The sequence below is a fragment of the Alkalithermobacter paradoxus genome (genome assembly GCA_002029295.1).
Classification (GTDB): domain Bacteria; phylum Bacillota; class Clostridia; order Peptostreptococcales; family Peptostreptococcaceae; genus Alkalithermobacter; species Alkalithermobacter paradoxus.
The window spans coordinates 67,747-82,530 of the sequence record MZGW01000005.1 but is presented as its reverse complement, the minus strand read 5'-3'; the positions used below and the strand labels follow the sequence as shown (position 1 = coordinate 82,530).

18 protein-coding genes are annotated in these 14,784 nt (G+C 29.7%); all 18 read left to right on the top strand.

The window, feature by feature from the left end; genetic code table 11:
- Window positions 1-36 precede the first annotated feature (36 nt).
- The 18 genes from CLOTH_RS07480 (at window position 37) to dnaB (ending at window position 14,762) form a co-directional block, all read left to right on the top strand.
- Window positions 37-810 (top strand): ParA family protein, encoded by a 774-nt coding sequence (locus tag CLOTH_RS07480; RefSeq protein WP_079412698.1) that lies wholly within the window; start codon window positions 37-39, stop codon window positions 808-810.
- Window positions 811-1,674: a ParB/RepB/Spo0J family partition protein gene (locus CLOTH_RS07475; RefSeq protein WP_079412696.1), complete on the top strand. Its 864-nt coding sequence runs from the start codon at window positions 811-813 to the stop codon at window positions 1,672-1,674.
- A 15-nt stretch (window positions 1,675-1,689) separates the two neighbouring features.
- A complete protein-coding gene (locus tag CLOTH_RS07470; RefSeq protein WP_079412694.1) occupies window positions 1,690-2,835 on the top strand; it encodes an aminotransferase class V-fold PLP-dependent enzyme in 1,146 nt (381 codons plus the stop codon).
- Between the two features lie 103 nt (window positions 2,836-2,938).
- Window positions 2,939-4,240 carry a tetratricopeptide repeat protein gene (locus CLOTH_RS07465; RefSeq protein ID WP_079412692.1) on the top strand — a complete coding sequence of 434 codons (1,302 nt, stop codon included), beginning with the start codon at window positions 2,939-2,941 and terminating at the stop codon, window positions 4,238-4,240.
- 47 nt (window positions 4,241-4,287) lie between these two features.
- A complete protein-coding gene (locus CLOTH_RS07460; RefSeq protein ID WP_079412690.1) occupies window positions 4,288-5,340 on the top strand; it encodes a DUF5711 family protein in 1,053 nt (350 codons plus the stop codon).
- Window positions 5,341-5,349: 9 nt separating this feature from the next.
- The gene (locus tag CLOTH_RS07455; RefSeq protein WP_079412687.1) at window positions 5,350-5,940 is read left to right on the top strand and encodes a CvpA family protein; all 591 of its coding nucleotides are present in this window, start codon (window positions 5,350-5,352) and stop codon (window positions 5,938-5,940) included.
- Window positions 5,941-5,965: 25 nt separating this feature from the next.
- A complete protein-coding gene (gene yedF / locus CLOTH_RS07450; protein ID WP_079412685.1) occupies window positions 5,966-6,550 on the top strand; it encodes a sulfurtransferase-like selenium metabolism protein YedF in 585 nt (194 codons plus the stop codon).
- A gap of 45 nt (window positions 6,551-6,595) precedes the next feature.
- The gene (locus CLOTH_RS07445; protein ID WP_079412683.1) at window positions 6,596-6,859 is read left to right on the top strand and encodes a DUF3343 domain-containing protein; all 264 of its coding nucleotides are present in this window, start codon (window positions 6,596-6,598) and stop codon (window positions 6,857-6,859) included.
- A gap of 11 nt (window positions 6,860-6,870) precedes the next feature.
- Window positions 6,871-7,068 (top strand): DUF951 domain-containing protein, encoded by a 198-nt coding sequence (locus CLOTH_RS07440; RefSeq protein WP_079412681.1) that lies wholly within the window; start codon window positions 6,871-6,873, stop codon window positions 7,066-7,068.
- Between the two features lie 107 nt (window positions 7,069-7,175).
- A complete protein-coding gene (locus CLOTH_RS07435; RefSeq protein WP_079412679.1) occupies window positions 7,176-8,360 on the top strand; it encodes an aminotransferase-like domain-containing protein in 1,185 nt (394 codons plus the stop codon).
- Window positions 8,361-8,623: 263 nt separating this feature from the next.
- Window positions 8,624-8,908 (top strand): 30S ribosomal protein S6, encoded by a 285-nt coding sequence (gene rpsF, locus CLOTH_RS07430; RefSeq protein ID WP_079412677.1) that lies wholly within the window; start codon window positions 8,624-8,626, stop codon window positions 8,906-8,908.
- Window positions 8,909-8,926: 18 nt separating this feature from the next.
- Window positions 8,927-9,355, top strand: a complete 429-nt coding sequence (locus CLOTH_RS07425) for a single-stranded DNA-binding protein (RefSeq protein ID WP_079412675.1) — start codon at window positions 8,927-8,929, stop codon at window positions 9,353-9,355.
- 18 nt (window positions 9,356-9,373) lie between these two features.
- Window positions 9,374-9,601: a 30S ribosomal protein S18 gene (gene rpsR / locus CLOTH_RS07420; RefSeq protein WP_079412673.1), complete on the top strand. Its 228-nt coding sequence runs from the start codon at window positions 9,374-9,376 to the stop codon at window positions 9,599-9,601.
- Window positions 9,602-9,688: 87 nt separating this feature from the next.
- Window positions 9,689-10,009, top strand: a complete 321-nt coding sequence (locus CLOTH_RS07415) for a MazG-like family protein (RefSeq protein ID WP_079412671.1) — start codon at window positions 9,689-9,691, stop codon at window positions 10,007-10,009.
- 5 nt (window positions 10,010-10,014) lie between these two features.
- Window positions 10,015-10,947, top strand: coding sequence for a YybS family protein (locus CLOTH_RS07410; RefSeq protein WP_079412669.1), 933 nt, complete (start codon window positions 10,015-10,017; stop codon window positions 10,945-10,947).
- A 14-nt stretch (window positions 10,948-10,961) separates the two neighbouring features.
- Complete coding sequence (locus CLOTH_RS07405) at window positions 10,962-12,959, top strand: DHH family phosphoesterase (protein ID WP_079412666.1); 1,998 nt, start codon at window positions 10,962-10,964, stop codon at window positions 12,957-12,959.
- A 2-nt stretch (window positions 12,960-12,961) separates the two neighbouring features.
- On the top strand, window positions 12,962-13,411 hold the full coding sequence (gene rplI, locus CLOTH_RS07400) for a 50S ribosomal protein L9 (RefSeq protein WP_079412664.1): 450 nt from the start codon (window positions 12,962-12,964) through the stop codon (window positions 13,409-13,411).
- 19 nt (window positions 13,412-13,430) lie between these two features.
- Complete coding sequence (gene dnaB / locus CLOTH_RS07395; protein WP_079412662.1) at window positions 13,431-14,762, top strand: replicative DNA helicase; 1,332 nt, start codon at window positions 13,431-13,433, stop codon at window positions 14,760-14,762.
- Window positions 14,763-14,784 lie beyond the last annotated feature (22 nt).

Genomic DNA, 14,784 nt, shown 5'->3' with positions numbered 1-14,784 from the left:
AAAAAGTTGTTCATGAAAAATTAAGGGGGAAGATTTATGGGCAAGATAGTAGCAGTGTTCAATCAGAAAGGTGGAGTTGGTAAAACAACTACAAATGTAAATTTAAGTGCTTGCATAGGAAAAGAAGGAAAGAAAATTTTGGTTATAGATTTAGATCCTCAAGGAAATACAACAAGTGGATTCGGAATTGACAAAAACGAAGTAGAATACACAATATATGATGTATTACTAGGAGAAAAAAGAATAAAAGAAGTCACCCTTGAAACTGAATTTGAAAATATACACATAGTTACATCATCAACAGAACTTGCAGGTGCAGAAATAGAGCTTACAGGAATAGAAAATAGAGAGCTCATACTAAAAAAAGCACTAAAAGATGTAAAAGATGACTATGATTATATATTTATAGATTGTCCTCCTTCATTAGGGCTTCTTACAATAAACTCTCTAACAGCAGTTGATAGTGTGTTAATACCTATACAGTGTGAATACTATGCACTTGAAGGTGTAAGTCAACTAATGGAAACTATAGGACTTATAAAGAATAGTCTAAATCCTAATCTTGAAATACAAGGTGTAGTTCTTAGCATGTTCGATGGAAGAGCAAATCTTTCAATACAGGTTGTAGAAGAAGTAAAGAGGTTCTTCAAAGGAAGCGTATACACTACAATTGTACCTAGAAATGTTAGACTTGCCGAAGCCCCTAGCCATGGAAAGCCTATAGTATACTATGATCCAAGATGCAAGGGAGCAGAAGCTTATACAGAGCTTGCTCAAGAGTTTATAGATTTAGAAGAGGACGTGATATAAATGGCAAAGAATAGACTTGGAAAAGGATTAAGTGCACTTATCCCTAAAATAGAGAGTAAGCTTGAAAGTGAAGATGTAAAAAGAGATATTGTAAATATAAGCATAAACAAGATATATCCAAATGAAAACCAACCTAGAAAACTATTTGATAAAGAAAAAATAGAGATGTTATCTCAATCTATAAAAAGCTATGGAGTTCTTCAACCAATTCTTGTGAAAAAAGAAGAAAATGGATATATGATAGTAGCAGGAGAAAGAAGGTTCAGGGCATCTAAGATGGCTGGTTTGAAAGAAATTCCATGTGTTATAAAAGAGTTATCACCAAGAGATGTGGCTGAGATAGCACTAATTGAGAACTTGCAAAGAGAAGATTTAAATGCTATAGAAGAAGCATTAGCTTATAAAAGTCTTATAGAAAACTATGATGTAACTCAAGAAGAAATATCTCAAGCTGTAGGAAAAAGTAGACCACATATAACAAATACTATAAGACTATTAAATCTAGATGAAAGAGTTTTGAAACTTGTAGAATCAGGTGAAATTTCTCCTGGACATGGTAAAGCTCTACTTAGAATAAATGATAAAGACTTACAGTTTGAAATTGCAAACAAAGTAATAGATAATTGTCTATCTGTAAGAGAAACAGAAAATATAGCAAAGAATATTTTAGAAAAGAAAGAAGTAAAAGTTGAGAAAAGAGATAAAGAGAAAGATCCATTTGTTGTTAGTATAGAAGAAAAGTTAAGGAACATATTTGGTACTAAAGTTAATATATTAAAAGGGAAGAAAAAAGGAAAGATAGAAATTGAGTACTATGATGAACAAGAACTAGAAAATATATTAGCACACATTTTAGAAGGGTAGTAAAGGGGGGTTGATATGATATATTTAGATAATGCAGCTACAACTTTTCCAAAGCCAGAAAGTGTATACAGCGAAGCTTTAAATTGCATGAAAAACTACGGAGCAAATCCAGGCAGATCAGGACACAAATTAGCTTTAGCTGCTGGAAGAGTTATATACGAAACAAGAGAAAATCTATGTAAGCTTTTTAATATACCTAACCCTATGAATATAATATTCACATATAATGCAACAGACTCACTGAATCTAGTTATAAAAGGATTTTTGAATAGTGGAGATCATGTAATAACAACTAGTATAGAGCACAACTCTGTAATAAGACCTATAAAGTCTTTAGAAAAAATAGGAGTAGAAAATACTATTGTAAAGTGTGATGAAAATGGAATTTTGAATGTAGATGATATAAAAAAGGCAATAAAGCCTAATACAAAATTAATAGTTACAACTCATGCATCAAATGTATGTGGGGCTATAGTAGATATAGAATCTATAGGCAAAATTGCCAGGGAAATGGGGATAGCATATTTAGTAGATGGAGCACAAACAGCAGGCGTATACGATATAGATGTACAAAAGATGAATATAGATATGCTAGCAGCTCCTGGTCATAAAGGGCTTATGGGACCTCAAGGAACAGGTATTTTATATATAAGAGAAGGACTGAATGTAAAACATCTAAAAGAAGGTGGAACAGGAAGTAAGTCAGAGGAACTTACTCAACCAGAAATTCTTCCAGATAGATATGAATCAGGAACTCCAAATACACCTGGAATTGCAGGACTAAATGAAGGTATAAAATTTATACTTAAAGAAGGAATAGATAAAATAAGAAAGCATGAAGAAGAACTTACAGATTATTTAATCAATGGACTTAAAGAAATAGATATGATAAAAATATATGGACCTAAAGATATAAAAAAACAATGTGCAGTTGTATCTATAAATATATCGAATGAAGATTCTTCTGAGATAAGCTATATTTTAGACTCTGTATTTAATATAGCTACAAGGTCTGGTCTACACTGTGCACCTTTAGCTCACAAAACTCTAGGAACATTTGAGCAAGGAACAGTTAGATTTGGGATAGGATACTTTAATACAAAAAACGATATTGATAAGGTTTTGGAAGCTCTAAAAATCATAGTTTCTCAGATAAAATAGATGCAATTATTGCATCTATTTTTGTTATATATAATAATATTGTGTTTACTTATATTCATAAGTTATAATTAAGTATGACACATTAAAACTTGGAGGACAACAAATGGATATTCTTAGTTTAGGTCAGAAGATAAAAAAACTTAGAAAACAAAAAGATCTTACACTAAAAGAGTTAGCTGGGAGTAGAATAACAGCAGCTCAAATAAGTCATATAGAAAGAGATAAATCGTATCCTAGTCAGGATCTTTTAGAATATTTCTCTAATAAACTTGGAGTTACAGTAGACTATCTAGTAGAAAGCAAAGAAATGCAGGCTAGAAAGCTTGCAATTAATTTGATTTTAAAAGGAGAAATATACATAAAATCTAAGGATTTTGAAAAGGCCAAAGAAGAAATATATAAAGCAATAGACATATCAAAAGAATATGAACTAAATGAAAACTTTGCAAAGGCTAAGTATTTGCTAGGGGTTGTCTATTTTGCTGAGAAAAACTATGAAGTTGCGATAGATATGTTACAACAAAGCCTACTTTCTAATGTTAAAATATCAAATATAGATGGAATGATAAGATGTTATATAGAACTAGGAAAAATATATATGAAAGAGAAACTTTACAAGGTTTCACTAAGTAAATTTGTACAAGTGGAAAACATTTTCAAAGAACACGATATAAAAAATTATGAAATAGAAAAAGAATTATACACAAATATTGCATATTGCTATATGAAACTAGGAGATAATTCAAAATCTTTACAGTATGCAAAAGAGGTAGAAGTAATAGATGAAAAAGTTAAGAACATAATAAATAAAGGAAATAACTTGCTATTGATAGGAAGCAACTTTTTAGATGTAGGAGATTATGACAAAGCAAAAGAATATCTAAACGAAGCTGTAAAAATATTTGAAGAAGAAAATAAGAAAAATGAACAAGCCTTGACATATCTTAAAGTATCTAAGATATATAGTAAATTGCAAAAAGATGAAGAAGCTTTAGAATATATAAAAAAAGCATATATAATAAAAAGAGAATACGAAGATGAAGAAGTAGTGGAAATTTTATTTGAGTATATAAAAAAGCTAATTCACTTTGGCGATTTTGAAAATGCTAAAAGATACAGCAAAAGAGCGCTATCAATATCTATAAAGCTTAAAGATAAAACTTTAGAATATAAATCTTTAAAATATTATTCAAAAGTTCATAAACAAGAAGGAAACATGGAAGCTGCTATAGAAATTATGAAAAAGTGTCTAGATATAGCCTCACAAATGAACGATAAAAAGAAACTAGCAAACATATATTTTGAACTAGCAGATGTATACTCTAATATATCAAAAGAAGAAGAACTTAAATATTATTCTAAAGGAATAAAGTTATATAAAGAATTAGGAATAATAAACAATTAGACCCTTAATTAAGGGTCTAATTATTTGATACAAATGGAGAGATGTATATGAAGAGAAATATACTTATAACAATTTTTATTATATTAATACTACTTTTCAATCCAAAGACGCTGAGTTTTGTAAAAAATATGAACCCATTATCAAATGGAAGATTTGAAAATATAAAGGAAATATCATTCTCTTATGGAGCTAATATGGTGTTTACAAAATATAGAGAAGGTCTCTTAATGTATGACGGAAGAAATTTAGTTCATATAGATAACAAAGGAGAAAGAATATTTAATTTAAGTTTAAGAATAAATGATTACTCACTAGATACAAATGACAATGATATATATATATTAGACAAAACAAGTAAAGAAGTATACATAATAGATAGAAGAGGAAGTATAAGTAATAGGTTAAAAGTAAATGACAATGCTGTTTACATTAAATGTTTTAGAAATGGAAACTTTCTCATACACTATGAAACAGACATAGAACTTGAAGGAGTTAAGTTATTTAATAGTAAAGGAGACACTATAAAAGATATATCTATACCTAAAGCTGTAATTAATTTTGTTCAAATAGATAATAATACACAAGGCTTTTTAGTTAGTGCTATAAATATAGAAAATGATAGCTTATTTAATAATTTGTTTTTTTATGATAGAAAAGGAGATCTTGTTGTTGCAGACAAAAGTGAAAGTAGAGTATTTATAGGATCAGAGATTTTGCCTAGAGAAATGTTTTTAATTGAGCCTAACAGTGTAGAAGTTAGAAACAGGGAATTGCAAAGTCTTAGAATAGTGCCTTTAAGAGATAACATAAGATACATAAATAATATGGAAAATGGAATAGGTATAATAGATGATAGTGGAAAACTAATACATATAGACAAAAATGGTCAAGAAAAAATTATGACATATCCTATAGATAAAATAAAAGGATTTGAGTATATGAGTAAAGGAGTAGCAGTTTACTCTGATAGAAGTATATATTTTGATTCGTTAAATCAAAAGTATGACTTTACAAAGGATATAATAAAGGCTATAAGTTTAGATAATGACCATTTAATAGTTATATTTAGAGGAAGTATAAAGTTTTTTAAATTAATGTAGGAGGGATATATGAATTTTAATTATATAGATATATGTATAATAGCTACGTTTTTGGTATTTGGAATAAGTGGTTTTTATACAGGGTTTGTAAGGTCTTTTTTGAATGTAGTTAAGTATATACTATCTATATTTCTATTTAAGTTATACTACAGACAGATTGCACAATACGCTATAAATAATGAATATCTAGTAAACTTAATTCAAAGAATCATAAATAATTTATCAAATGAAACTATACCTACAATTACAATATCTAAAATAGTAATACAAACCGTAGTTGCAATACTTTTATTTGTAGGTTTTAGTATACTGCTTGAGATGATTGTAAGTAGCATAGATAGAGTATTTAAGTTGAAATATTTAAACCTTATAAACAGACTTATGGGGTTATTTTTTGGAATTTTAAAGGGATTTATAGTTATATCCTTAATACTACTTTTAGCAGATCCATTTTTAAGTATATTTAAATCAGATGAAATAATAACAGTACTTAATGAGTCTATACTTGTAAAATACTTATATATGTATAACTTTGTATTTATGTATCTTGATAGCTTTATAGAAATATTTAATAAATACAGCATAACTAATATGATATAATAGATTCATTAAAGGGGGATAAAATATGAAAAAAATACAAGTAGATGCAAGAGGTCTTGATTGCCCAAAACCTGTAATAAATGCAAAGAAAGAGTTAGAGAATATAAATGAAGGTATAGTAGTGGTTATTGTAGATAACGAAATAGCTAAAGAAAATGTTCTAAAACTAAGTAAATCTATGAATTGCGAGGCTCAATATTACAAAGATAATGAAGAATTTTATATAGAGATAAAAAAAGGAAATGTATCAATAGAAATATGTGAAAACAAAACAGACGATAAAATAATAATGATTTCTTCAGAATTTATGGGAAAAGGATCTGATGAGCTAGGTAAAGTCCTCATGAAAGGATTTATATATACCATTACTGAATCAAAGCCTTATCCTAAAGCTATACTATTTATAAACAGTGGAGTTAAGTTAACAACAGAAAATGAAGATACAATAGAAAACCTAAAAAAACTACAAAATTCTGGAGTTAGTATATTATCTTGTGGAACTTGCCTTGACTATTATAATCTTAAAGATAAGTTACAAGTAGGAAATATATCTAATATGTATGATATTGTAGAGAATATAAATAAATCATCAAATAGTATAATAATATAAGACTACATATAGTGTAGTCTTCAATTTTTAATGGGAGGAAAAAACATGGAAACTATATATTTTATTTCTTTTAATTCGACTCATCATACTATAAGGCTTGAAAAAATACTAAATGAATGTAATATATATTTAAGGACAATTCCAACTCCAAGAGAAGTAACTTCAAGCTGTGGTCTTTCAATAGTATTCAAGGAAGAAGATATGGAAATAGTAAAAGAAAAGATAAAAGAGTTTGGAATAGATTACTTTGGAATATTTAAAATAGAGAAAAACAATGATGGAAAAAGAATACTTACAAAGCTTTGTTAGGAGGTGATTTTATGCCGATTAAGCTGAATATAGGAGATATAGTAGAACTGAGAAAATCTCATCCATGCGGAAACAACGTATTTGAAATAATGAGGGTAGGTATGGATTTCAGGATAAGATGTGTAAAGTGTGACAAACAAGTTTGGTTAGAAAGAGTAACATTAGAGAAAAGATTGAAAAAAATAATCGAAAGTACAGGTACAGAATAGTCTGAAAATTACATAAAAATACAATATTATAGGCAACTATAGACAAAAGTGTTATAATATAAAAGTGAAAATGTTTTCCTTACAAAAAATTATTGGGGGTGTTTATTTTGGCTATTAAGTTTGCTAACAGAATGGGAAGTTTAAAAGCATCTGAAATTCGTGAGCTTCTAAAGCTTACAGAAAAGCCTGAAGTAATATCATTTGCAGGAGGACTTCCAGCTCCAGAGCTATTCCCAGTTGAAGAAATGAAAGAAGTAGCTGTTAAAGTTCTTGAAGAAGGCGGAAGACAAGCGCTTCAATATGCAGCAACAGAAGGATATATACCTTTAAGAAAAATGATTGCTGAAAGAATGAACACTAAATTACAGACTAATTTAAATGAATCAAATATATTAATAACAAGTGGATCACAGCAAGGACTAGATTTTTCAGGAAAGATATTCTTAAATGAAGGAGATGTAGTTCTTTGTGAAAGTCCTTCATATTTAGGAGCATTAAATGCATTTAAAGCGTACGGACCTAAATTTATAGAAGTTCCTACAGATGAAAATGGAATGATAATGGAAGAACTTGAAAAAATATTAGAAACTACTGAAAATGTTAAGATGATATATGTAATTCCAGACTTCCAAAACCCTACAGGAAGAACGTGGCCTTTTGAAAGACGCAAAAAATTTATGGAAATCATATCAAAACATGAAATTCCAGTAATAGAAGACAATCCTTACGGGGAGTTAAGATTTGAAGGAGATATATTACCTTCTTTAAAATCAATGGATGAAAAAGGTCTTGTTGTATTCCTTGGAACATTCTCTAAGACATTCTGTCCAGGACTTAGAGTTGGCTGGGTAGCTGCAGAAACTGAAATACTAGAAAAATATATAATGATAAAGCAAAGTGCAGACCTTCAAACATCTTCAATCGCACAAAGAGAAGTTGCTAAATTCATGGAAATATATGATTTAGATGCTCATGTAGAAAAAATAAAAGACATATACAGAAAACGTAGAGATTTAATGCTTAACACAATGAAAGAAGAATTCCCAGAAGGATTAAAGTACACTTACCCAGTTGGCGGGTTATTCACTTGGGTAGAGCTTCCAAGCAATATAAATGCTAGAGATGTACTTGTAAAATGCTTAGAAAACAATGTAGCATTTGTTCCAGGAGGATCATTCTTCCCTAATGGTGGAAAAGAAAATACATTTAGATTAAATTACTCTAATATGCCTGAAGACAAAATAGTTGAAGGTGTTAAGAGATTAGGAAAAGTTTTAAGAGAGTTTGTTTAAGATAAAAAAATAAGAGTAGCTTAGCTACTCTTATTTTTTTACTATAAGGGGGAGATTGGGATGAAAAATATTAAGTTGTGGGGGCTATCTAACTATATAATTGCCATTTGTACCATTTAATATACATAATTTATCAAAATTTTTCTCATAAAAATCATTTGATTTTTGAGCATCAAAGTGATAATATATATAGGTATGAGATTAATCTCATTTCTCTGCCCTATAAATATAGGGCCGTTTAAGTCCAAAGGGAGGTGAATATAATGAGAAAATATGAACTAGTTTACGTATTAAAGCCAAATACAGAAGAAGAAAAAAGAAACTCTGTATTAGAAAAGGTTAAAAGCATAGTAGCAGTAAATGGACAAGTTGATAAAGTAGACGAGTGGGGAACAAGAAAATTAGCTTACCCAATCGCTAAGTTAACTGAAGGATACTATGTATTAGTAAACTTTACATCTGACGTAGAGCAACCAAAAGAAATCGATAGAAACTTAAAGATTTCTGAAGATGTAATAAGACATATGATCGTTAATATAGAAGAATAATATTAAGGTGGTGCTAAAATGAATAACGTTGTTTTGGTGGGAAGGTTAACAAAAGACCCAGAGCTTAGATACATCCCAGGATCAGGAACAGCAGTTGCCACCTTTTCTATAGCGGTTGATAGAGAGTTTGCTAACAAAGAAGGAAAAAGAGAAGCTGACTTTTTAAATATTGAAGTATGGAATAAGCCTGCAGAAAACTGTGCTAACTACCTTTCAAAAGGAAGCTTAGTAGGAATTCAAGGTTCTATAAGAGTAGACAGTTATGAAACTCAAAATGGAGAAAAAAGAACTGCCACAAAGATAAGAGCTAGCAGAGTTCAATTCCTAGATACTAAAAATAGATCGAATAATTCAAATAAAATAGACGGTTTCGAAACAAGCTTTGAACCTGCAGGAATAGATCCTAATGGTTTCCAAGCTTTAGACGATGATGATGTTCCATTCTAAAGTGAAGGAGGGAAAATGATGATAAACAAAAAAAGACGTCGTAGAAAAAAAGTTTGTACTTTCTGTGCTGATAAAAACATTCGTATAGATTACAAAGATACAAATAGATTAAAAAAATATGTAACTGAAAGAGGTAAAATATTACCTAGAAGAATCTCTGGAGTATGTGCTAAACATCAAAGAGATATAACAACTGCTATAAAGAGAGCTAGAAACATAGCGTTACTTCCATATACAGTTGAGTAAAAAGAAGACGAGCCTTTAGGCTCGTTTTTTTTCTTATCTTTTATGTTTTTTATATGGTATAATGATATATTAAGGGAGGGGGAAATCTTGAAAATAGATAGAGGCCTTGAGGTTACGAGAAATATAAAAATAATAGAATGGTTAAAAACGGAAATATTAAGTAGTGTGTCAGCTTTGTATGACCTTATGTTTAAGGGAGCTAGATCTACAGATGAAACAGTTCAAGATGTTCTTGCTAATATAATTATGGTTACATACTTACTATCTAAAAGATTAGGATTAAAATATAGCGATATAGACAATAAAATAAAAGAGAAGATAAGAGTGGCTATAAGAGAAGATCATAAGGTAGAGAAGTGGTATGGCGATCTAACCACTTTAAAAGAGCATATAAAGGCTAGGGAGTGATTTTTTTGACAGATAAAACTAACAGACAAAGATTAACTGAATCAGCTATTGTATCAGTTATAGGGATTGTATTTGCATTAATGTGTACATATCTCCCTGTTTTAAATTTACTAACATCCTTAACAGGTTTAGTATATGTGGTAATTACATTTAGAAATGGAGTTAAGTATGGAATTTTATCAGTAGTAATATCATCTTTTATAATCTCATTAATTGTAGACCCAATATATTCACTCACTTTAGGTCTTATATTTTTCTTGCCGGGTGTGGCTATTGGATATGGACTTTATAAAAGTGAAAAACCCTTTTATGCTATATCACTTGGATTTATAGTATCTATAGTAGTAACTATTATATACACAAGGGCAGCATCTGTTTTGTTTGGAGTAGATCTTATAGAAAGCACTATAGAGATGATAAAAGAAGCATCTGAAATTCAAAACAAGATGTTAGAGGATCTGAACTTAGAAAATCAGATAAGCAATATAGATATAGTAGAATTTATATCTACAGTAATACCTTCAATGATAGCAATTTCATCTATAATTATGTCTTTCATTAATTACTATCTATCTATTTTTGTGCTCAAAAAAATAAAATCATTTAATAGAGAACTTCCTACATTAAAAGAATTCACTCTTCCAGGTAATGTATCACTTGGAATTAGTATTATATTTTTGCTGACTATAATCTCTAGAAATCTAAAATGGATATATTATCAAACTTTAGTAACAAATATAACAATAATATTCTTTTTTCTGTTTTTGCTTCAAGGAATAGCTGTATTTAGCTATTTTATTGATAAAGTAAAGACTAAAAGAGCATTCAAAAATCTACTTATAATTTTAGGTATACTTATAGGACCTATGATTCTTAATATGATTTCTTTAATAGGCCTTTTAGATTCTATACTTAATTTTAGAAAGATTAGAAGATAATGGGGAGGCCCCTTATGAAAGATAAATTTGGACTTAAAGTTCATTTGCCAGAAACTAATATGTATATGCTGATAATAGCAATACTTAGTATAGTTTTACTTACGTATAATTTATATATAGGGATACTTTGTTTGATTGCTTTTTCTTATCTAACATACCATAACTGGAAGGTATCCGATATTAGACGTAAAGAGTGGACAAAATACATAGAAAATTTATCACTAGACATAGATGAAGCTGTCAAAAATGTTATTTTAAACACTCCCATACCTCTTTGCATTTTAGAATTTGATGGTAGAGTAAACTGGTACAACAATAAATTTCTTAATATGATCAAAAAGGGAGATATATTAGAAAAAAATATTGAAGATTTAGTACCTGATTTAAACCTAAGGAAAGTTTTAAATGAAGATAAAGAATTATATACAGAAGTTGAATTTAATGATAGAAAGTATAATGTAGTATATAACATTATAAAAAGTGAATCAGAAGGAAAAGTTAAATACTTAATAATGGTATATTGGTTTGACAAAACTGATTACGTAAATTTACTTAAAAAATATGAAGACGAAAAACCAGTAGTAGCTATAATTCAAGTTGATAGCTACGATGAAGTTATACAAAGTGCAAAAGAAGATAAAAGGCCTTTAATTGCAGCTGAAATAGAAAGAACACTAAATTCTTGGGCATCTAATTTAAAGGGAGCATTCAGAAAAAATGCAAAGGACAAGTATACTATATTAATAAACAATGCAGACTTAAATAATTTAGAAAAAGATAAGTTCTCTATATTAGATGAGATAAGAAAAATTGATTATGGAAATACACTACCTATAACACTTAGTATAGGTGTAGGAGTTATGGGAGAGAATCTAAACGAAACCTTAAAATATGCAAGTGGGGCACTAGACCTAGCATTAGGAAGAGGTGGAGATCAAGCTGTAATAAAAAGAAAAGATAAGTCTATATTCTACGGTGGAAAGTCAAAAGCTGTAGAGAAAAAAACAAAGGTTAAAGCAAGAATAATTTCACACGCACTTAAGGATCTTATATTAGACTCATCACAGATATTCATAATGGGACATAAGTATCCTGACTTAGATGCTTTAGGAGCTGCTGTTGGGATTTATAATATATGTAAGTCTTTAAATAAAGAATCTAGCATAATTATGCAATCTTCTAATTCGTCTATAGATTCGTTGATGGATAGATTAAATCAATTTGAAAACTACAAAGAGTCATTCATTTCAAGAGAAGAAGCTATAAGATATTGCGACAAGAATACACTAGTTATAGTGGTTGATACTCATAGACCAAATTTTACAGAATGTGAAGAAATACTAAAGGTATCTGAAAAAATAGTTGTTATAGATCACCATAGAAGGGGAATAGATTTTATAGATAATGCTGTACTTATGTATCATGAAACATATGCATCATCTACTTGTGAAATGGTAACAGAATTGCTACAATACATAGATGAAAAAGCTAGCATAGATCAAATTGGAGCAGAAGCATTACTAAGTGGAATAACCCTTGATACTAAGAATTTTACCTTTAAAACTGGAGTTAGAACTTTTGAAGCTGCAGCTATTCTTAGAAAGTTAGGGGCAGATACAGTTTCTGTAAAGAAGCTATTCCAAGGTGATTTAGATGAGTTTATAGGAAAAGCTGAAATAATAAAAAATGCAAAGATAATAGATAACAAAATAGCTATATCAATATGTTCTGATATGACTTTAAGCTCTCCATTAGTTATTGCTCAAGGCGCAGATGAGCTTTTGAATATCAAAGGTGTTAAAGCATCTTTTGTGCTTGGGAAATCAGATGATAATAGGATATTTGTAAGTGGAAGATCTCTAGGAGATATAAATGTACATGTAATTATGGAGAAGTTAGGTGGAGGGGGACATATAGATGTAGCCGGGGCACAGCTAACGGATATTTCGATTGAAGAAGCCCTAGAAAGAGTAGAAGAAATTATAATGGAATACTTAAAGGAGGAAGACTAGGTATGAAAGTTATTTTGTTACAAGATATAAAAGGAACAGGAAAGAAAGGTCAAGTTGTTAATGTAAGTGATGGATATGCAAGAAACTATCTTATACCGAAAGGTCTTGTGAAAGAAGCTACTGATTCTAACTTAAAAGTTTTGAATGAACAAGTAAAAGCAGAGAAGATAAGAGAAGATAGAGAATTTCAAGAAGCTAAAGAGTTAGGAGTACTAATGGAGAAGCTTGTTGTAACTCTTTACTCTAAAGCAGGAGAAGGTGGAAGATTATTTGGATCTATAACTTCTAAAGATATAGCAGATAATCTAAAGAAAAAGCATAACATAAGCGTTGACAAGAGAAAAATATTACTAAATGATCCTATAAAGTCATTAGGAAGCATGTATGTTGAAATTAAGATACATCCTAAAGTAGTAACAAAAGTGAAAGTAGAAGTTAAAGAGAAGGAGTAAGTTTTTAGGGGGTGTAAAAGTGGAGGATAAGGGAAGAATTCCCCCGCATAGTGTAGATGCAGAACAGTCAGTGCTAGGAGCAATACTTTTAGACAAAGATGCAATAATAGTAGTATCTGAAATAATAACTGCAGAAGATTTTTATAAAGATGCACATAAAGAGATATATGAATCTATAATGAGTTTGTATAGTAAAAGTGAGCCTATAGACTTAATAACTCTAACAGAGGAGTTAAAAAAAAGAAACACACTAGATATAGTTGGTGGAATAGCTTATTTAACTAGCTTATCTACTGCAGTTCCTACAAGTTCTAATGTTAAGTATTATGCAGATATAGTAAAAGAAAAATCTATATTAAGAAAACTTATTAAATCATCTCATGATATTTTAGAACTTGGATATAGTGGAAGTGAAAATGTTGAAAATATACTAGAACAAGCTGAAAAATCTATATTCAATATATCTCAGGAAAAAACTAGCGATAACTTTAAACCCATCAATGAAGTTCTTATGAACACATATGATATGTTAGAAGAAATATCAAGAAATAAAGGAAGTATAACAGGAATTACAACTGGACTTACTGATTTAGATAGAAAAACTAATGGGCTTCAAAGAACAGACTTAATACTTATAGCAGCTCGTCCTGCTATGGGTAAGACGGCATTTGCTCTTAATATAGCCCAAAATGCAGCATTAAGGGCTAATGCTTCTGTTGCAATTTTTAGTTTAGAGATGTCTAAAGAACAGCTTATACAGCGTGTCCTTTCTGCTCAATCACATGTAGAACTTAGCAAACTAAAGAATGGAAATCTAAGTGAAAAAGAGTGGCCAAAGCTTATAGAAGCTATGGGAGTTCTATCTAAATTAAATGTATATATAGATGATACTCCTGGTATAACAATAACAGAAGTTAGATCAAAGTGTAGAAAGCTAAAAATAGAAAAAGGACTAGATCTTGTAATGATAGATTATCTACAACTTATGGAAGGAGATAATAAATCAGAAAGTAGACAACAAGAAATATCAAAAATATCTAGATCCCTAAAGATACTTGCAAAGGAATTAGATTGTCCTGTAATAGCTTTATCTCAGCTATCACGTGCACCTGAGCTTAGATCAGATCATAGGCCTATATTATCTGACCTTAGAGAGTCGGGAGCGATAGAACAGGATGCTGATATAGTTATGTTTTTATATAGAGATGAATATTATCATCCAGATTCAGAAAAGAAAAACATAGGTGAAGTTATAATAGCAAAGCATCGTCATGGAGAAACAGGAACAGTAGAACTTACTTGGTTTGGAGAGTTCCAGAAGTTTCACGACCTAGCAAGAATAAAAGAATAATATTTCAAAGAGGAGAGGGATA